Source organism: Propioniciclava flava, from assembly GCF_004126535.1.
Classification (GTDB): Bacteria; Actinomycetota; Actinomycetes; order Propionibacteriales; family Propionibacteriaceae; genus Propioniciclava; species Propioniciclava flava.
The window spans coordinates 234,299-253,685 of the sequence record NZ_PPCV01000001.1 but is presented as its reverse complement, the minus strand read 5'-3'; the positions used below and the strand labels follow the sequence as shown (position 1 = coordinate 253,685).

Here is a 19,387-nt window from a genome sequence, read left to right as displayed (position 1 = left end):
CGTCACGCGGCCGCACGCTGCAGCGCGGACGCGAAGGCGATGAGCGAACTCACCGCTTCCTCGCCATCGGCCGCCACGCTCATCCGGACGGTGAGATCATCGGACACGTCTTGGGCGGTCAACCCATGGTCGGCTTCGCACTGCGGATCCCCGCACGTCGCGGGCTCGATCTCCACCCGGCGCATCGCACCCCAATTGACCACGAGCCACGCCTCGGTGATCGAGTGATCCCCGCGCCCGAACCGCTCCGGGTTTGCAGCGACCTGAGTGAGAGCCACCGAGGTGATCTTGCTGACCCCCAGGGTCTCCACCGTGGTCAACGCCTGAGGATGCCCGGGCTGATCGCCGTCGTCGGTGTGCGCGACGATGAAGCGCGTGGGCGTCAACACCAGCACGGTGATGTGTCGGTGCAACTCGTGGGCGTTAAACGTCGCCTCATGGTGCACCAGTGAGGCCACCACGGACTCATCGTCGACCGCCTGCAAGACCGTCGCCGCCACGAACTCGGGGAAGTACCCGGCGGAGACGATCGCAGCGCTGAGATCGATCGGAAGTCTGGTCATTGCTCCATCTTCCCATGAGGTCGGTGCGGCGTGACGCATGTGAGGATCACCCCGAAAACCCGTTACGGTAGGGCACCATGAGCACACGGCCGTTCATCGCCGCGCGCTGGGAACTTTTTGTGGACCGGCGCCTGGAGCGATTCTTCCGGATGCTCGGGTGGCGGGAACGAGTCATCCCCTACACCGCCTACGGAGACACGACCTTCATCCGCGTCCTGGGCCGCGTCGTGCTGTCACCGCCGTTCCAAGACAGCCCCATCGGGAAGGCAACCGAGGAGTTCTTGAAGCGTCGCGGATGGCGCAACTTCTTCACCATGCCCTGCGTCCACGCTCGCTACGTGATTCACCTCGACGGCACCCGCGTCACCGGGACGAGCGACCGCGGCGGCTACATCGATCACCGCATCCGCGACCATGATCTGGCGCCCGGATGGCGCGATGGCACCGCGGAGACGTTGGCGTCCGAGCCGGTCGGGTTCGAGGCGCAGATCGTCGGCTCGGATCAAACGTTCGGGGTCATTTCCGACATCGACGACACCATCTTGACGACGATGGTCCCCCGCTTGTTTATCTCGGCCTGGAATTCGTTCTTCCGTCGCGAGGAGGCCCGCACCGCCGTCCCCGGGATGGCGGTCTTCCTCGATGACGTGCTGGCGCGGCGTCCGGGATCGCCGGTGTTCTACCTCTCGACGGGGGCGTGGAATACCCACGGCTTCCTGACCCGCTTCATGCGTCGTCACCGCTACCCCCGCGGCGCCATGCTGCTTACGGACTGGGGGCCCACCAACACGGGGTGGTTCCGGTCGGGCCCCGAGCACAAGCGCAGCGCACTGCAGCAACTCACCATCGACTTTCCGGGCATCAGCTGGCTTTTCGTTGGCGACGACGGCCAGCATGACCCGGCCATCTACGGCGAGTTCGCCGCCGCTCATCCCGAACACGTCACCGCGATCGCGATCCGGCAGTTGTCCCCCGCCGAGCAGTTCCTGGCCCATGGCACGATGGAGCCTTTGACGGTGGCTTCTGAGCACCCCCGGGACATCCCCGTGTTCCGCGCCCCCGACGGGCGAGGCCTGCGGCGGGTCCTGGATCAGTATCTCGGCCGTGACTAAGCGGGTTGGCGGAGTGGCAACACGGGTGAGGGGCGCCGAGCGGTCACAATGACGGGGGCAATCAGAAGGATGGGGGACGCGTGGTAGCAAAGCCGCCGGTCGACGACGACGTGCAGGAGCTGATCACCGACATCGACGTCACCGAGGAGATGGAGACCAGCTTCCTCGAGTACGCCTACTCGGTCATCTATGCACGCGCCATCCCGGACGCACGCGACGGACTCAAGCCCGTGCAGCGCCGCATCCTCTACTCCATGGACGAGATGGGCATTCGTCCCGACAAGCCGCACGTGAAGTGCGCCCGCGTCGTGGGCGACGTGATGGGCAAACTGCACCCCCACGGCGACACGGCCATCTATGACGCCTTGGTGCGGCTCGGTCAAGATTTCGCGATGCGCCTGCCCGTCGTCGATGGGCACGGTAACTTCGGCTCGCTCGATGCCGGCCCCGCGGCCATGCGCTACACCGAGTGCCGGATGTCGCCCGCCGCAACAGCGATGACCAGCGAACTCGACCAAGACACCGTCGACTTCCGGCCCAATTACGACGGCAAGATGAACGAGCCGGTTGTGCTCCCGGCCGCCTTTCCGCACCTTCTCGTCAACGGTTCGACGGGCATCGCGGTGGGGATGGCGACCAACATCCCGCCCCACAACCTGATCGAATGCGTGCAGGCGATCAAGCATCTGCTCAAGCAGCCCGACGCCGATGTGGCCGATCTGATGCGTTTCGTTCCGGGACCCGACCTGCCTACCGGCGGAAAGATCGTGGGGTTGGACGGGGTTGGGGACGCCTACCGGGGCGGTCGCGGCTCGTTCAAGATCCGCGCCACCGCCCGGATCGAACAGACCTCACCTCGGCGCAAAGGCATCGTCGTCACTGAGCTTCCCTACATGGTGGGCCCGGAAAAAATCATGGACCAGATCAAGACCCTGGTGCAGAACAAGAAGCTCTCCGGGATCGCCGACATCAAGGATCTCACCGACCTGGCCAACGGGACCAGGCTCGTGATCGAGGTCAAGAACGGCATCAACCCCGACGCGATGCTGGAGCAGTTGTACAAGCTGACCAAGCTCGAAGACAGCTTCGGGATCAACATGGTGGCCCTGGTCGACGGACAGCCACAGACGTTGTCGCTCCGCGATGCCCTGGTCGTCTACACCAACCACCGCCTGTCCGTGACGCTGCGTCGCACCCGTTTCCAGCATCGCAAGGCATCCGAACGCCTCCACCTCGTGTTGGGGCTCCTCATCGCAATCGCCGACATCGACGACGTGATCGCGATCATTCGTGGCTCCGACGATGTGGCCCAGGCGCGCGCCAAGCTCATCGAGGTCTTTGACCTGTCAGAATCTCAAGCCAACTACATCCTCGACCTCCAACTGCGCCGCCTGACCAAGTTCAGCCGGTTGGAACTGGAGACCGAACGCGACGACTTGCAGCGTCGCATCGACGAACTAGCGGCCATCATCGGCGACGATGCCCAACTGCGTGCCGTGGTCGCACGGGAGTTGGATGCGGTCGCCAAAACCTACGGCACCCCCCGCCGCACGGTCCTGCTCGCGGGCGGCGGCGCCCCGGTGAGTGCTGCCGGGCCCCTGGAAATCGCCGACGACCCGTGCGTCGTCATGCTGAGTTCGGCGGGCCTGCTGGCCCGGGCAGACACCGCTGAACCGCTACCCGTGGAAGGCCGCCGCGCTCAGCACGATGTGATCGTGTCCGCCGTCCGCACGACCGCCCGCGGGGAGTACGGCGTGCTCACCTCGGCCGGACGCGTCCTTCGCGCTCATGCCATCGAACTGCCCAGCGTGGTGGTGACCGCCGAGGCACCCAGCCTCAAGGGCGGGGCCCGCGTGAGTGAGTTGATCACCCTGGACAAGGGCGAACACGTGGTCGGCCTGACCACACTCACGGAGGCGACGTCTGGGTGGGCCCTCGGCACGGCCCAGGGGGTCGTCAAGCGCGTGGTCCCCGAGATCATCGGCAAGGAGGCGTGGGAGATCATCCGTCTGGAGCCTGGCGACCACGTCGTCGGCGCCGTGGAACTGGGTGACGAAACGCAAGAGTTGGTCTTCGTCACCTCCGATGCGCAGTTGCTGCACTTCCCCGCCTCAGCCGTTCGGCCGCAGGGTCGAGCCGGGGGCGGCGTGGCAGGTATCAAGCTCGCCGACGGCGCAAAGGTCGTGTTCTTTGGCGCCTCTCCGGGGCAGGACGCCGTGGTCGCCACCGTCTCGGGCTCCTCTGACGCGCTCCCAGGAACCGAAGCCGGTCTGGTGAAAGTCACCGAGTTCGCCGAGTACCCAGGCAAGGGACGCGCCACCGGCGGAGTGCGCTGCCACCGCTTCCTCAAGGGTGAAGACACCCTCACCCTCGCGTGGGTAGGCCCCTCCCCGGCGATCGCGGCGGCGGCGTCAGGCAGCCCCGTGGACCTGCCGCCCGCGACGGGGCGACGCGACGGATCGGGCGATCCTCTCCCGCAGCCCATCGTTGCGGTCGGGACGCGTCAGCACTGAGTCCCCCCTGGGAAGGCGGCTCTCAGCAGATGCGGTCGACGAGACCCGTCTCGACGTTGTAGAGGAAGCCGCCCACCTCGGCGAACGGACCGATGAGGGGCTGGGTGCGCACCGTCTCGACGTCCTCGCGAAGCCGCCCCATCTGATCGGGGTCCACTCCGAAAGTGAAGCCGTGCGCGTCAACGCCGGAGAGTTCGGAGATCGAGTCACGCAACTGTGCTTCCGTTGAGGAGGCGGCAGCGCACAAGGTGTGCGGCACGATGAGAATCCGGTTCACTTTGAGCTTGTGGACGCCCATCACCATGGCCGCCAAAGCCGGTTGGGTGAGGCGACCGCCCGCCGTCCGGAGGATCTTGGCCTCCCCAACCCGCAGGCCGAACATCTCCAAGGGCTCGAGTCGTGAATCCATGCATGTGAGGATCAAGACGCCTTGGTGGGCGATGCCGTCAAAGCCGTGCGGGAACGAGATCGCGTAGCGCTTGTTGGCCGCTACCAGGTCGTCAAAGCCGTGGGGGTGCTCCCCCACCGTCGGCGTTGTCATGTCGGTTCCTTCCTTGTCGCGATGCAGGCCTAGGCGTCGATGCGCTCCGCATCCAGGGCGAAAGCTCCCTCGATGATGAACTCCTTGCGCGGAGCGACGTCGTTGCCCATCAGCTTCTCAAACGTGGCCTGGGCCTGTTCGAGTGATTCCCCTTGCTCCACGGTGATCCGGCGCAACTGGCGGTGGCGCGGATCCATCGTGGTCTCCTTGAGCTGGTCAGCATCCATCTCACCCAGGCCCTTGTAGCGTTGTGGTTCCTTGAACCCGACGCCCTTCTTCGTCAGCTCAGCCAGCTTTCGGTGATACTCGCTCTCGCTGTAGGTGTAGATGTAGCGCTCTTGACCCTTGCGGGGCTTGGTCAGTTCGAAGCGATGCAGCGGCGGCACGGCGGTGTATACCCGGCCCGCCTCGATCATCGGTCGCATGTACGTGAAGAACAGCGTCGCCAGAAGCGTACGGATGTGCGCGCCGTCGGAGTCGGCATCCGCCATGAAGATGATCTTGCCGTAGCGGCTTTGATCCGGGTCGCAGGTTTTGCCCGACCCGGCACCAACAACCTGAATGATCGAGGCACACTCGGCGTTCTTCAGCATGTCGGCGACCGAGGCCTTCTGCACGTTCAAGATCTTGCCGCGGATCGGCAGCAAGGCTTGGAACTCAGAGTTGCGCGCCAGCTTCGCGGTGCCCATCGCCGAGTCGCCCTCAACGATGAACAACTCACTGCGGCTTTGATCTGAACTGCGACAGTCGGCCAGCTTGGCGGGCAGCGTGCTGGACTCCAAAGCCGTCTTGCGGCGCTGATTCTCCTTGTGGGTGCGGGCCGCCACCCGCGTGCGGGACGCGGCGACGGCCTTCTCCAGCACCGCACGCGCCTGAGGGCGTTGGGTGGCCTTCTGGCTCGTGAGGAACTCGGTCAGCTCCGACTCGACAATGCGCATCACCAGACGCGCCACCGGCGGGGTGCCCAAGACCTCCTTGGTCTGCCCTTCGAACTGAGGCTCGGCCAAGCGCACGGTGACCACCGCGGTGAGACCTTCGAGGATGTCGTCTTTGAGGACTTCCTCGCCCGACTTCAGGAGTCGACTGCCCTCCAGCGCCTTGGCAAACGCGCGCACGAGCCCACGCTCGAACCCCTGGACGTGCGTGCCGCCCTTGGGGGTGGCAATGATGTTGACGAACGAGACCACTTTGGCGTCATAGCCGTTCGACCAGCGCAGCGCGATGTCCACATCAAGCTCGCGCTCCACGTCGGTGGGTGTCATGGCTCCCGCCGCGTCCAGCATCGGGACCGTTTCGGTGAAGCGATCGCTGCCTTGCAGGCGCAAGACGTCGGTGACGGGACTGCCCTCGCTCAGATAGTCCGCAAACTCGGAGATGCCCCCCTCATGGACGTGGGTCTCGACGTGTTCCTCCCCCGCGATGCGACGATCGTCGACGGTGATGGCCAGGCCAGGGACCAGGAAGGAGGTCTGGCGAGCGCGGGCCGCCAACTGCGTGCCGGAGAGCTTTGCGTCTTTGAGGAAGATCTGTCGATCGGGCCAGTAGCGGATCCTGGTCCCGGTGACGCCCTTGCGGACCTTCTCTACCTGACGCAGCGTGTTGTCGGGGGTAAAGCCCGCGTCCGGGCCAGGGCCGTCGAACACCCCAGGAACGCCTCGGCGAAAGGACATCGCCCACGTTGCCTGATTCCGATCCACCTCGACGTCGAGGCGTGAGCTCAGGGCGTTCACGACCGACGCCCCCACACCGTGGAGGCCGCCAGTCGCGTTGTACGAGCCGCCCCCGAACTTGCCCCCCGCATGCAGCTTCGTGAAGATGACCTCCACGCCCGACAGACCCGTGCGCGGCTCGATATCGACCGGCATGCCCCGGGCCACATCATCGACCTGGACCGACCCGTCGGGGTGCAGGACGACGCTGATCGCCTTGCCGTAGCCTGCCAAAGCCTCGTCAACGGCGTTGTCGATGATCTCCCACATGCAGTGCATGAGGCCGCGCGTATCGGTCGAACCGATGTACATGGCGGGACGCTTACGAACGGCCTCGAGGCCTTCGAGGACGAGGAGATGACGAGCCTCATACTCGCGGTTCTCGGGCTTGGCGGCGGCGGTCGAAGTCACTCCAGCACCCTACTGTCCCGCGCCGACAAGGCGGTGGCACCGCTCCGCGCCCAGGTGACGATCCGATGACACCGACCGCCACTGGCCCCATCGCTTGATCGGCTGAGGTACCTTGCCTGCAAGGGAACAAAGGCGGGGGCATCCCTGTTGTAGTGGGTGACCTGGCCCCAACCGAGAAAGGAACGGCCCATGAGCACTTCGGTGATGGACGCACTGACCGCCGCGGATCGTTGTGACCGCTGCGGCGCGCAGGCGTACCTGCGGGTCACGATGCCCTCGGGCGGCGAGCTTCTGTTCTGCGCTCACCATGCCCGCGCCCACCAAGACAAGCTTCAGCAGGTGGCTTTGAAGATTCAGGACGAAACCAATCGCGTGAGCTGAATCCCGACACCTCTTTCCACCGCGACGAGGGCCCCGGCATCTGCCGGGGCCCTCGTGCGTGTATCGGGTGGTATCTAGTTCAGCACGGCTTCCAACGTCGCGATCTTGGTCGAGACGTCGTGTGCCGTCGTCACGATCATCAACTCGTCCACCCCGGTCCGTCGCGCCAGGCCGTCCAACTCCGCGCGCACCGCGTCCGGAGTGCCGATGATCTTGGTGCCGTGGATGGCTCCGCCGTCGAGGTGTTCCAGCCGCTCCCGGGCCACGTCAGGGGTCTGGATGGGCTCGCGCACGTCACGGCGCAGATTCAGCCATTGGAGTGCCGAGGGTGCGGCCAAACGCTGCGCCTCCTCGTCGGTCTCCCCCACGATGACCGAGGTGCAAAGCATGCTGTGCGGGGCTCCTAGACGCGGTCCGGGCCGGAAACCTTGTGTGTAGAGCGCGATCACCTCGGTGGGATCGATCTGACCGAAGTGCCCTGCGTAGGCGAAGCTCAACCCGAGTTGTGCAGCCAGGCGTGCCGAGTAGTCCGAAGACCCGAGCAGCCAGATCTCGGGGAAACTCGTCGCCGCAGGGGTGGCCTTCAAGGTGTGCCCCATCCCGGCACGCACTCCGTGAGGGCTCAGCCAGGCATCCAGGAGCCGAACGTGTTCGGTGAACTCCTCGTGGCCCAGTCCTTCCTGAGTGCGGCGCAAGGCCCAGGAGGTGATGGGGTCCGCGCCGGGTGCCCGCCCCAGGCCCAGATCGATCCGCCCAGGATGCAGCGCCTCCAGCATCGCAAACTGCTCCGCGATGACGTATGGCGAGTGATTCGGGAGCATGACCCCGCCCGAACCGACACGGATCCGCTCGGTGCGCGCCGCGATGGCGCCTACCAGCACCGGCGGATTGGTGGCCGCCACGGACGCCATGTTGTGATGCTCGGCCACCCAGAACCGACGCGCGCCGAGACGGTCGGCGGCACGTGCCAGATCGATGGTGGCGCCCAACGCATCGGCCGTGGTGGCCCCTTGGGAAACGGTCGCCAAGTCGAGGACGGAAACGGGAACGCTGCTCATGCACTCGACCCTACGCGCCGTCACAGGGGCGAGAGACAATGACCCCATGCGCCTCACTTGCGTCCCAGGAGACCTCACCGTTCAAAAGGTCGATGCCATCGTGAATGCCGCCAACTCCAGCCTGCTCGGCGGCGGCGGTGTCGATGGCGCGATCCATGCCGCGGCGGGCCCGCGGCTCTTGGAAGCCTGCCGGGCACTGCGCCGCAGCGAGTTGCCCGGCGGGCTCCCGGTCGGTGCCGCAGTCGCGACCCCCGGGTTCGACCTGCCTGCACGGTGGGTGATCCACACGGTGGGACCGAACCGTCACGTGGGCCAGACCAACCCCGAGGCGTTGGCCTCCTGCTACACCGCCAGCTTGGATGTCGCGGCAGGCCTTGGCGCCCGCACGGTGGCCTTCCCGGCGATTGGGGCAGGCGTCTATGGCTGGGAGGCGTCCGAAGCCGCCAGGATCGCTGTCGCGGCCGTAGCCGGGCACCCCACCCCGGGCGTGGAGGCGGTGAGGTTCGTGCTGTTCCATACGCGCATGTATGAGGCGTTCGTTGCGGCCGGCGCGCAGCCAGAACAGGCGTGAGCCCCCGGAACCGATGGCTCCGGGGGCTCACGCCTGCAGGACTCTCAATCGAGGTAGTCGCGCAACACCTGCGAGCGTGACGGGTGACGCAGCTTGCTCATCGTCTTCGACTCGATCTGGCGGATCCGCTCGCGCGTCACGCCGTAGACCTTGCCGATCTCGTCGAGCGTCTTGGGCTGACCGTCCGTCAGCCCGAATCGCATGGACACGACGCCCGCCTCACGCTCGGACAACGTATCCAAGACGTCGTGCAGTTGCTCTTGCAACAACGTGAAGTTCACAGCTTCGGCGGGGACGACCGCCTCGGAGTCCTCGATCAGGTCACCGAACTCGGAGTCGCCGTCCTCACCCAGCGGGGTGTGCAACGAGATCGGCTCGCGGCCGTACTTCTGTACCTCGACGACCTTCTCGGCGGTCATGTCGAGTTCCTTGGCGAGTTCTTCGGGAGTGGGTTCGCGGCCCAGATCCTGCAGCATCTGGCGCTGCACCCGGGCGAGCTTGTTGATGACCTCGACCATGTGCACCGGGATGCGGATCGTGCGAGCCTGATCGGCCATGGCACGGGTGATGGCCTGCTTGATCCACCAGGTGGCATAGGTGGAGAACTTGTAGCCCTTGGTGTAATCGAACTTCTCCACTGCGCGGATCAGACCGAGGTTGCCCTCCTGGATCAGGTCCAAGAACAGCATGCCGCGACCCGTGTAACGCTTGGCGAGGCTGACCACGAGGCGCAGGTTCGCCTCAAGGAGGTGGTTCTTGGCTTGGCGCCCGTCATCGGCGATCCACTGGAAATCCTCCAGGTCCGCAGGCTTGACCTTCTCTTCGGTGAGCGATTCGTCGGCGAACAGCCCCGCTTCGATGCGCTTGGCGAGGGTGACCTCCTGCTCGGCGTTCAGCAAGGCGACCTTGCCGATCTGCTTGAGGTAGTCCTTGACGGGGTCGGCCGTGGCGCCGGCCGCCATGACCTGCTGTTCGGGTTCGTCGGCATCGTCGGCGTCAGACAGCGAGAAACCCTCGTCCTCGTTGATCTTCTTCTCGTCCTTGGACGCTTCCTTGTGATCGAACGCGTTCTCATCGACCTCGTCGAGGGACCGCTTCTTGCCCCCCACGGTCAAGACGACGTCGTTGCCCTCCCGCTTGAAAGAAACGTCCGTCACACCCGACTGCAGAACCTCGGCCACCGTGGGCTCGGGCGTCTTAGCCTTGGCGCGACCACGCGGGGCCGCTGCCTTGCGGGTGCGGGGCTGTGCTCCCTCGGTGGCCTCAGACTCGGCGGCCTTCGCGCGGGAGCGCGCGGGGGCCTTGGCGGTGGTGGACGCGCCACTGGCGCTGCTTCGTGGAGTCACGTGAGGACCTCTCCTGGGCATGACCGACCCGGGACTTGTCAATGGTCGGCGCACAGCCATTGTTCCACGGCCCGTGGTCGTACCCAAATGGCGACAACGCACGACCTTTGTCACACCCGCTGCGAGCCCCCGGGATGAGACCGCGGCTACTCTGGCAGGCGTGCCTGACACCACGCTCACCGCTCCCGATGCGCCTCAGCGCCCCTTCACGCGGACCGTCCACGGCGATGCCGTCGCCGACCCTTACCACTGGATGGCCGACAAGGCCGATCCCGAGTTGATCGCCTACCTGGAGGCGGAGAACGCCTACACCGACCAGGAGACTGCGGATCTTGGGGGCCTCACTCAGGCCATCTATGGCGAACTCAAGGCGCGCACGCAACAGACGGACCTCTCGGTGCCGAGTCACGTCACGCACACCGACGGCAGCAGCTATTGGTATTACTCCCGGACGACCGAAGGCCTGGATTACCCCAGCAGCTACCGGGTGCCCGCCACCTCGCGCGATGAGATCCCCGACGTCACGGTGCCCCCCGCTGGCGAGCAGTTGGTCCTGGATGCCCAAGCGCTCGCGCAGGGGCACGACTTCTTCTCCCTCGGCGCGGCACAGGTCTCCCCCGATGGCCGACGGTTGGCCTACTCGCTCGACACCACCGGTGATGAACGCTACGACCTGTGGATCACCGACCTTGCCACCGGGGCGATCGTGGACGGTCCGCTCCCCCGCATCGGTGGCGGCGGCGCCTGGGCCGGTGCGGACTGGTTCTTCTACACGCGCGTGGACGAGGCGTGGCGTCCCTTCCAGGTGTGGCGCCACCACATCGGTGGCAGCGAGCCGGACGCCCTTGTGGCGCAGGAGTCGGACGAGCGCTTCTGGATTGGCGTCGACGACTCCCGAGACCACCGGTGGGTTCTCATCGAGTCCTCCTCGAAGCTGACCAGCGAGGTTTCGCTTGTGCCCGCGGACGAACCCTGGGCCGCGCCCCGGGTCGTGTCCCCCCGCGAACAGGGCATCGACTACTCCGTCGAGGTTGCGCGAGACGGCTTGTGGATCCTGCACAACGCCGACGCCCCGCAGTTCGCGTTGAGCCGTGCCCCTTTGTCCTCGTCGTCGCGCCGGGAATGGGAACTGGTCCTGCCCGAAGATCCGCGGCGACGCCTCATGGGTGTCAGTGTGTATGACCGCGCGATCGTCGTCGAACACCGCACCGACGGGCTCCCCGGCGTGCTGATCCTGCCTCGCGATGGCCAGGGCAACGTCGGCGAGCCTCAGGAACTCACCTTCGACGAGGTGCTCTACGACGTGAACGCCGACGAGTCACCCGACTTCAACACCGATCGCTTCCGCTTCAGCTATGAGTCCTTGGTCACCCCGCCGTCAGTGTGGGAGTACCGCTTCGACACTGGGCAGCGCAGGCTGTTGAAGCAAACCCCTGTCCTGGACGACCCCCATTTCGGCCCCTATGACCCCGCCGCCTACGTGAGTGAACGTTTGTGGGCCACCGGGCTGGACGGGACGCGCATCCCCCTCTCCTTGGTCCGTCGACGCGACACACCTGTCGACGGGACCGCCCCCGGCCTGCTGTACGGCTACGGGGCCTACGAGTCGGCAACCATGCCCTACTTCGCAATGAGCCGCCTCAGTCTGCTGGATCGAGGCATGGTGTTTGCCATCGCCCATGTGCGCGGCGGTGGCGAACTGGGCCGGCCCTGGTATGAGGGCGGCAAGGAACTGAGCAAGCCCAACACGTTCAGCGATTTCGTCCAAGCGGGGAGGCTGTTGACCTCGGACGGTCATGTGGCCCCCGGCAAACTCCTGGCCGAAGGGGGCTCTGCGGGCGGGCTGTTGATCGGTGCGGCGGTGAACCTTGCCCCCGACCTTTTCCGTGCGGTCCACGCCGCGGTCCCCTTCGTCGACCCTCTCACCACCATCTTGAATCCCGACCTGCCCTTGACCGTCATGGAGTGGGAGGAATGGGGTAATCCGATCACGGACCAGGCGGTGTACGAGACGATGAAGGCCTACTCGCCTTATGAGAATGTCCGCCCCGTCGCGTATCCGGCCATCCTGATCACGACGAGCCTGAACGACACACGGGTCGAGGTCACCGAGCCCGCCAAATGGACCGCTCGGTTGCGGGATCTCACCACGAACCCCGACGACCACCCCATCTTGCTCAAGACGGAGATGGTTGCTGGGCACGGAGGGGTGTCAGGGCGCTACAAGGCCTGGCGTGAGCGGGCCTTCCAGTTGGCCTGGCTTCTTCACCAGGTCGGCATCACCGCCTGAGGCGGGGACGCTGCCGGGGGCGGGTCTGCATCGAACCAGGCCAGCGGGCATCCCGACACAGGCGGATATGGCGGTACGACCGTGGTCTCGATTCGGCATGCTCGGGGGGTGCTGAGGGCCCGTTGAGGAGGTCGAGCGAACAAATCCGCGTTCTTTCGCGTTGTACTGGATGACGAACGAAAGGACGACGCATGATCTCCAGCGCACACCGCATTCGCTCTTCCGAAGGCATCGACGGTAAAGACTCCGTCGGCCTGTACCTCGACGGCATCGCCAAGACGCCCTTGTTGAGTGCGGAAGAGGAAGTGATGCTCGCCCGCCGTATCGAGGCCGGTCTGTACGCCGAGGGTATCCTCGCCGGGCAACTGACGCTCAAGGAGCGAGGCGGGCGCAAGGCCGTCAAGGCCACCGAGGAGGAACTCGAGACGATCGCCGAGGAGGGCCGCCGCGCAATGAAGCAATTCATCTCCGCGAACCTGCGCCTCGTCGTGTCCGTCGCCCGCAAGTACGGGCGTTCCCAAATGCCGCTGCTGGATCTGGTGCAAGAGGGCAACACGGGCCTCATCCGGGCCGTGGAGAAGTTCGACTACACCAAGGGCTTCAAGTTCTCCACCTACGCCACCTGGTGGGTCCGCCAGTCGATCAGCCGGGGCATTGCCCAGCAGAGCAGGATCGTCCGGCTTCCGGTGCACGTTGCCGAGCAGATCAATCAGGTCTCCGCCGCCCGCCGCAACCTCGAGCGCAAGCTGGGGCGCGAACCCGAGATCATCGAGATTGCCGACGAACTCGACCTGGAGGAAGAGCGCGTCGTCGAACTGCTCCGTCTCGCCCGTGACCACGTCTCGCTGGACGCGCCGGTGGAGGAAGACGGCGACACTGCCCTGGGTGACTTGCTGGCCCGCGACACGACGCCTGGCCCCGACGAGGTCGTCTTGGACGCCGAGGATCGCGCTCGACTCGACGACATGCTGGGCAACCTCGACCCGCGTTCGGCCGACGTGGTGCGGCGCCGCTATGGGCTGATGGACGGTCGACAGGCCAAGCTCGCCGACATCGCCAGCGTGTGGGGCATCACGGCCGAGCGCGTCCGCCAGATCGAGCGGCAAGCCATCGCCAAGCTGCGCACCACCCAGATCGCCGCCTGAGCTGCGGTAGACGAGTTTCCTCACCTCTGCAGGGACACGCTGAAAGGGGCCGGATCGATTGATCCGGCCCCTTTCGGCATCCCGTGGCCTCAGCGTGCAGCCCAGGCCATGGCCTTGTTTACACGAGGCCGTTGCGTGGTCGGGCGTCCGCCATGCGGATCAGCCCCTCTTGGACGGCGTGCGCGCCCAGCGTCCCGTCCTCACTGAACAGCTTGCCCATGGAGAACCCGAGAGCGTTGTTCGCGTCGGGTGACACTTGGTCGTACAGCACCCAGCGGTCAGCGCGGATGGGACGGTGGAACCACATCGAATGGTCGATGGTGGCCATCTGTAGTCGCGGCGACCCGAACGCTTCCGGGTGCGCCAGTGTGCTCACGGCCAGCAAGGTCAAGTCAGACGCGTAGGCCAGCACCATCTGATGGAGGCGCGGATCGTCCGGCATCTGCCCCACGGCCCGGAACCAGATCTGCAGCCGAGGATCGCCCGCGTCGGTGCCCTCCACGCCGCGAATGTAGCGGGTGTCGAGGGAGGCCCACTCCCGCTCCCACACCTCTGCCGTACGCGGGGACAAGGCCCCCAGGACACGCGACAGCGGGGTACACGTCTCGGGGTCGGGAACGTCAGCCGGGGCGGGCGTGGAGTGTTCAAAGCCGTCCTCGGCCACCTTGAACGACGCCGTCATGACAAAGATGTCCTGGCCGCCCTGCGACGCGACGACGTGACGCGAGGAGAATGAGCCCCCGTCGCGCGTCCGCGACACGGCGTAGTGGATCGGTGCCGCTGTCGACCCGGGCCGCACGAAGTAGCTCTTCATCGAGTGGGCGAGTCGATCCTGCGGCAGCGTCGAATACATGGCGTTGAGCGCCTGCCCCATCACCTGCCCGCCGAAAACCCGTTGGAGATCCGTGTCCGGGTTCTCGCCCACGAAGACATCAGGACCGACCCGTGTGACGTTCAGCAGGTCGAGCACCTGGTCAATGTGATCCACCCGCATCCCCTTCGTCGTCTCGTTCAGCCAAGAACCGCTCGAGTGCCGCACCGATCTCATCGGCCGTCGGGACGGAGCGTCCCCCACCCGCAACCACGTCGTCGTACTGCTCTTCCAACGTCGCGACCAGCGGAGCCAACTCGCTGTCGCTGGACATCTCGCCCTCCAACTGGGCCAGGGTCGCCAGGGAACGCGTCGCCAACTCCCGTGGGGGCAAAGCCAGCCCGGTCGCCTCCCGGAGGCGTTCAAGCGCCACCAGCGCGGCGGGCGCGTACGTCCCTGCAGCCAAGTAGTGCGGAACGTGGGCGACGAACCCGCGCGCGAACATGCCACGCTGCCCGGCCTGAAACTCCAAGGCGGCCGAGAAACTGCCCGGCACCGTCACCCTGTCGATCCACACGGGATTGCCCGGGGCCCGCTCGGTGTCGGTGGCGTGCGCGGTGATCAACGTGGGCCGCGTGTGCGGGACGGCCATGGGGATGCCATGCACCGTCACCAACTCCGACACATCAAGATCGTGTGCGAGGTCGAGGATCGCGGCCAGGGTGCCCCGCCAACGCATGTCAGGCTCCGGCCCCGTCAGGAGGAGGTAGACGCGACCCTCCGCGTCGGTGGCCTTGGCCAGCACAAGGTCGGGATCGTCCATCTCCAGCCAGGTGTTCTGGTCGAACACCATCTGCGGGCGGCGGGAGCGATAGTCGTGCAGCGCATCGTGATCAAACAGCGCCAGCGTCTCCACGTGCCCCACCTCGAGGAGGTGCTCCTTGACTTGGCGCCCCACCTGGCCGGCATCGATGAATCCCTCCAGCAGATGCACCAGGACCGGGCTGGTTCCCCGTAGGCTCTCGCGCACCGCTGGATCTACCGTGTAGAGGTCCCCCCGTTCAGCCATGCCCGCCACTGTAGCCAAAGCCCGACGGGCGCACCGCCGCGATGGCGGCCCGGACGCGCTTGGCGGACACACTTTGAGCCGTACCCAGGGACTGCGCAAACAAGCTGACCCGCAACTCTTCCAGGAGCCACCCCACCTCGACGGCAGTATCGGGAAGCTCCCCGACCGCGAACCCGGCGATGGCGGCGTCATAGGACTCCTCCAACGCGGAGATCGTCTCGAGGTGTTCGCGTTCTCGGGCAGGATTGGCGCTCCACCCCCGTACACGGATCTGGATGGCGTGCAGGTAGCGATCCATCCGCGTGAAGTGGGGCTCCGGCGTCGCAGCGATGAAGCCCGGAAACACGAGGTTGTCGAGTTGAGAGCGCACGTCGGCAGCGCTGGGCCCTGGCTGGCGGTCGATCTCGGCCTGAATCTGGGCAGCGCGCGCCAGGATAGATGCGGCCAGCTTGGTCACGGCTTGCATCCGTTCGGCGACGTCAGGCCGCACGGCATCCTTCGCTGCGGTGAAAGCCGCGGCGTCGCGGACGCTGTCGGGGGCGATGCCGAGACTCGCCAGCCGATCCGCGATGGCGCGGAGGCGCGCATCGGCCAGGAGGGCCTGGAGCGAGGCGTACGGCCCGGAGGCGAGGGCGATCTTGTCGGCATTGGACAGCCGTGAGAAGACCGACCGGGTCGGATCGGGGCTATCCAGGGCGATCAAGCGTCGAAGGCCCCATGCCTGCCAGCGAGTGCCCTGTTCTGGGGTGTTGGCGACCTTCACCCCCACCTCGTCGCCTTCATCCACGAGGGCGGGATACCCGACCAGCGGCGTTCCACGGCGGGCCACCTCAGCGGTGACGGGAAGGGCACCAAACACCCAGGTGGTCGCACCCGCGTGGGAGAGCCCGGCGGTGTCGGCGTTGAGGTGACGGCTCAGGGCCGGGGCGTGGGCCCGGCGCAGCGCGTCGTAGTCCTTGCCTTCGGCGAGCCTGCGGGTGCCATCGGTGATCACATAGCGAACGCGCAAGTGCTCCGGGAGGGCGTCCATCGAGAACAGGGAGGCCGCCACGGGCTCCCCCGACAGGGCACTCAGCGCCGCGGCGAACGCGTCCGGGAAGGGGTGATTTTCCCAGACGTCGCTTCGCTCCTCCAGCCAGGCCACGGCACGACGCGCCCAGTCGGGCGCCGGAACGAACCGCGTCCGGATGCTCTTGGGGAGGGCGCGGATGAGTTCAGTAGCCAACTCGGCCCGCAACCCCGGAACCTGCCAGGTGAAGGGGGCGTCCTCAACTTGGTTGAGGACACTGACGTCCACCTCGACGCTGACGCCGTCGCGGCCAGCCCCCGGGTCGAAGGCGTACGAAACGGGCAACTCGGTCGGGCCAACCGTCCACGTGTCAGGAAATTCGCTGACGTCGAGGGAGGACAGGTCTTCGATCAGGTCGTCCACGCCGAAATCGAGAAAACGATCCTCCTCGCGACGCTTGTCCCGCCACCAACGATCGAAGTCGGCGACCGAGGTGATGTCGTGGGGGATGCGCCGGTCGTAGAAGGCGTAGATCGCATCGTCGTCGGCGGCGATGTCACGTCGTCGGGTGCGCTCCTCCAGTTCTTCAGCTTCGGCGCGAGCGCGCTGATTGCGGGCAAAGAAGTGATGCCGGGTGCGCCAATCTCCCTCGACCAATGCCGAGCGGATCAAGATCTCACGCGCCACCACCGGGTCGACGCGGGCAAAGCTGACGCTGCGCCCCGCGATGATCGGAACGCCGAGGAGCAAGACGCGTTCTTCGGCGACGGCCTGGCCCCTCGACGCGGACCAATGGGGCTCCCCGTACTGGCGGACCACCAGGTGAGCACCCACCGTCTCCACCATGTCGGCGGTGATCGGGACGACCGTCCGCGCCCACAACCGGCTCGTCTCGACGAGTTCGACGGCAGTGACCAGCGGCGGTTCAGCCTTGGCGGCTGCCGAGCCCGGTTGAATCGCATAGCGCGCCCCGCGGGCGGCGCGATACTCGGCCAACGGACGACGCCCACGACGCCCGGGGGTCGCGGGCTCGCGGGCCGTCTCTTTCAGCCCAACGTGCGACAGCAGGCCCGCCAGCGCCGCGGTGTGGACCGCGTCCCAGTCCGGCTCGGTGCTCGTCGTCGGCTCGGGCGAGCGCCCTCGTCCGCGTCCGCGACGCCCTGCTCCGCTTTCTCCACCCAGATCGAGTTCCTTGATGATCTCGCGCAGTTGGGTGGTGAGGTCTTGCCACTCCCGGAAGCGAAGGAAATGGAGGTACTCGTCCCGGCACAGGCGCCGAAACGCGTTGCCGGACAGTTCCTTGCGTTGCCGGCGCAGGTAACTCCATAACCGCCACAGCGCAGCCAGGTCGGACGCGTCACGTTCACGACCGTCGGCATCGGCGGGGAGCCAGAACCGGCGATGGGCCGTATCGGCCTCGGCCTGGTGGTCGCTGGGCCGCTCCCGCACATCGGGGATGGCCAGCCCCGCCACGATGGGCACCATGGCGTCCAGGACGCCACGCCGGGAGGCCTCCACCAGCATGCGGCCCATGCGCGGATCGACCGGTAGACGTGCCAGCAGCCGACCCACCGGGGTCAGGCGTTGCGCCTGGGCGCCGTGGGCGTCGGGGTCTTTCAGCGCCCCCAGTTCACGCAGCAGCCGAAGGCCGTCGCGCACCTGGCTACGGTCCGGCGGCTCCACGAACGGGAAGTCCTCAATCGGACCCAGACGCGCGTCGGCCATCTGCAAGATGACGCTGGCCAGATTCGTGCGCAGAATCTCCGGCTCAGTGAACTCCGGACGAGCGGCGAAGTCTTCCTCGCTGTAGAGCCGGATCGCGATACCGGGCCCGACGCGGCCACACCGCCCCGAACGCTGGTTTGCCGAAGCTTGGGAGATCTCTTCGATAGGAAGGCGTTGTACCTTGGTTCGTGCGGAATAACGGCTGATGCGCGCGAGCCCAGGATCCACGACCGAGCGGATACCCGGAACCGTCAGCGACGTTTCGGCCACGTTGGTCGCCAACACGACGCGCATGCCCTCGTGCGGTCGGAAGACGCGGTCCTGCTCCGCCGCCGACAGCCGGGCATACAGCGGAAGCACCTCCGTGTGCGGCAGTTTCAGCGCGGTGATGGCGTCCGCGGCGTCGCGGATGTCACGCTCCCCGGAACAGAACACCAAGACGTCGCCATCTCCCAGGGCATGGAGTTGGCTCACCGCGTGGGCAATGCCCTCGGCCAAATCGTCTGGGTTGTCCAAGGGGTCATACACGATCTCGACCGGGAAGGTTCGCCCGGAGACTTCGATGATCGGCGCGTCATCGAAGTGGGCGCTGAAGCGTGCCGTGTCGATGGTGGCCGAGGTGATGATGACTTTCAGGTCTGGACGCCGCGGCAGCAGTTGCTTGAGGTATCCCAGCAGGAAGTCGATGTTGAGGGAACGCTCGTGGGCCTCGTCGATGATGATCGTGTCGTAGGCGCGCAGGTCGCGATCGTGGGCGATCTGCGCGAGCAGGATCCCGTCAGTCATCAACGTGAGTGCCGTCTGCTTGCCTACCTGCCGGGTGAACCGGACCTGATAGCCGACGACGCCACCCAACTCGACGCCCATCTCGGCGGCGATGCGCGTGGCCACCGACCGGGCGGCGATGCGTCGCGGCTGCGTATGCGCGATCCGGCTCCGGCCCGCTGCCAGCGCGATCTTGGGCAGTTGCGTCGTCTTGCCTGAGCCCGTCTCCCCCGCCACGACGATCACCTGGTGCGTGGCCAGGGCGTGCGAAATCTCCTCGACCGCACCGCTGATAGGCAGGGCGGGATCGAAGGTGAGCGTGGGTGTAGTGGCAGACATCGGCGTCCCATTCTATGGGATCACGTCAC

General features: G+C 66.4%; 14 protein-coding genes. 6 read left to right on the top strand and 8 right to left on the bottom strand.

The genetic code is table 11. The features are described from left to right. Nucleotides 1-2 precede the first annotated feature (2 nt). On the bottom strand, nt 3-563 hold the full coding sequence (locus tag C1706_RS01135; protein ID WP_129457368.1) for a DUF5998 family protein: 561 nt from the start codon (nt 561-563) through the stop codon (nt 3-5). A gap of 77 nt (nt 564-640) precedes the next feature. Between C1706_RS01135 and C1706_RS01130 the strand changes: the two genes are divergently transcribed. Together C1706_RS01130 and C1706_RS01125 are read left to right on the top strand one after the other, a co-directional pair. Continuing rightward, nucleotides 641-1,675 (top strand): App1 family protein phosphatidate phosphatase, encoded by a 1,035-nt coding sequence (locus C1706_RS01130; RefSeq protein WP_129457367.1) that lies wholly within the window; start codon nt 641-643, stop codon nt 1,673-1,675. 80 nt (nt 1,676-1,755) lie between these two features. Next, entirely contained in the window at nt 1,756-4,188 is a 2,433-nt protein-coding gene (locus tag C1706_RS01125; protein ID WP_241653358.1) for a DNA gyrase/topoisomerase IV subunit A, read from the top strand. Between the two features lie 22 nt (nt 4,189-4,210). On the opposite strand, the gene C1706_RS01120 is transcribed toward C1706_RS01125, so the two are convergent. Together C1706_RS01120 and C1706_RS01115 are read right to left on the bottom strand one after the other, a co-directional pair. Beyond that, nucleotides 4,211-4,729: a beta-class carbonic anhydrase gene (locus tag C1706_RS01120; RefSeq protein ID WP_129457366.1), complete on the bottom strand. Its 519-nt coding sequence runs from the start codon at nt 4,727-4,729 to the stop codon at nt 4,211-4,213. Between the two features lie 29 nt (nt 4,730-4,758). Beyond that, nucleotides 4,759-6,849 carry a DNA gyrase/topoisomerase IV subunit B gene (locus C1706_RS01115; RefSeq protein WP_241653357.1) on the bottom strand — a complete coding sequence of 697 codons (2,091 nt, stop codon included), beginning with the start codon at nt 6,847-6,849 and terminating at the stop codon, nt 4,759-4,761. Nucleotides 6,850-7,038: 189 nt separating this feature from the next. Between C1706_RS01115 and C1706_RS01110 the strand changes: the two genes are divergently transcribed. After that, nucleotides 7,039-7,230, top strand: coding sequence for a DUF7455 domain-containing protein (locus C1706_RS01110; RefSeq protein WP_129457365.1), 192 nt, complete (start codon nt 7,039-7,041; stop codon nt 7,228-7,230). A 74-nt stretch (nt 7,231-7,304) separates the two neighbouring features. Here C1706_RS01110 and C1706_RS01105 read toward each other — a convergent pair whose 3' ends face one another. Next, nucleotides 7,305-8,288 (bottom strand): LLM class flavin-dependent oxidoreductase, encoded by a 984-nt coding sequence (locus C1706_RS01105; RefSeq protein ID WP_129457364.1) that lies wholly within the window; start codon nt 8,286-8,288, stop codon nt 7,305-7,307. Between the two features lie 46 nt (nt 8,289-8,334). Here C1706_RS01105 and C1706_RS01100 point away from each other — a divergent pair, with 46 nt between their 5' ends. After that, nucleotides 8,335-8,859, top strand: coding sequence for an O-acetyl-ADP-ribose deacetylase (locus C1706_RS01100; protein ID WP_129457363.1), 525 nt, complete (start codon nt 8,335-8,337; stop codon nt 8,857-8,859). A 44-nt stretch (nt 8,860-8,903) separates the two neighbouring features. Here C1706_RS01100 and C1706_RS01095 read toward each other — a convergent pair whose 3' ends face one another. Continuing rightward, nucleotides 8,904-10,226: an RNA polymerase sigma factor gene (locus C1706_RS01095; protein ID WP_180316823.1), complete on the bottom strand. Its 1,323-nt coding sequence runs from the start codon at nt 10,224-10,226 to the stop codon at nt 8,904-8,906. A 139-nt stretch (nt 10,227-10,365) separates the two neighbouring features. On the opposite strand from C1706_RS01095, the gene C1706_RS01090 reads away from it, so the two are divergent. Both C1706_RS01090 and C1706_RS01085 read left to right on the top strand, forming a co-directional pair. Then, nucleotides 10,366-12,495: a S9 family peptidase gene (locus C1706_RS01090; protein ID WP_241653356.1), complete on the top strand. Its 2,130-nt coding sequence runs from the start codon at nt 10,366-10,368 to the stop codon at nt 12,493-12,495. Nucleotides 12,496-12,686: 191 nt separating this feature from the next. Beyond that, nucleotides 12,687-13,640: a sigma-70 family RNA polymerase sigma factor gene (locus tag C1706_RS01085; protein WP_431830669.1), complete on the top strand. Its 954-nt coding sequence runs from the start codon at nt 12,687-12,689 to the stop codon at nt 13,638-13,640. Nucleotides 13,641-13,758: 118 nt separating this feature from the next. Here C1706_RS01085 and C1706_RS01080 read toward each other — a convergent pair whose 3' ends face one another. The 3 genes from C1706_RS01080 to hrpA are packed head-to-tail and all read right to left on the bottom strand — an operon-like array spanning nt 13,759 to nt 19,358. Then, nucleotides 13,759-14,628, bottom strand: coding sequence for an acyl-CoA thioesterase (locus tag C1706_RS01080; RefSeq protein ID WP_241653355.1), 870 nt, complete (start codon nt 14,626-14,628; stop codon nt 13,759-13,761). Continuing rightward, entirely contained in the window at nt 14,615-15,520 is a 906-nt protein-coding gene (locus C1706_RS01075; RefSeq protein WP_129457359.1) for a PAC2 family protein, read from the bottom strand. Before C1706_RS01075 ends, C1706_RS01080 begins: the two co-directional genes overlap by 14 nt. Continuing rightward, nucleotides 15,513-19,358, bottom strand: a complete 3,846-nt coding sequence (gene hrpA, locus C1706_RS01070; protein WP_129457358.1) for an ATP-dependent RNA helicase HrpA — start codon at nt 19,356-19,358, stop codon at nt 15,513-15,515. The genes C1706_RS01075 and hrpA overlap by 8 nt, the downstream gene beginning before the upstream one ends. Nucleotides 19,359-19,387: the final 29 nt, after the last annotated feature.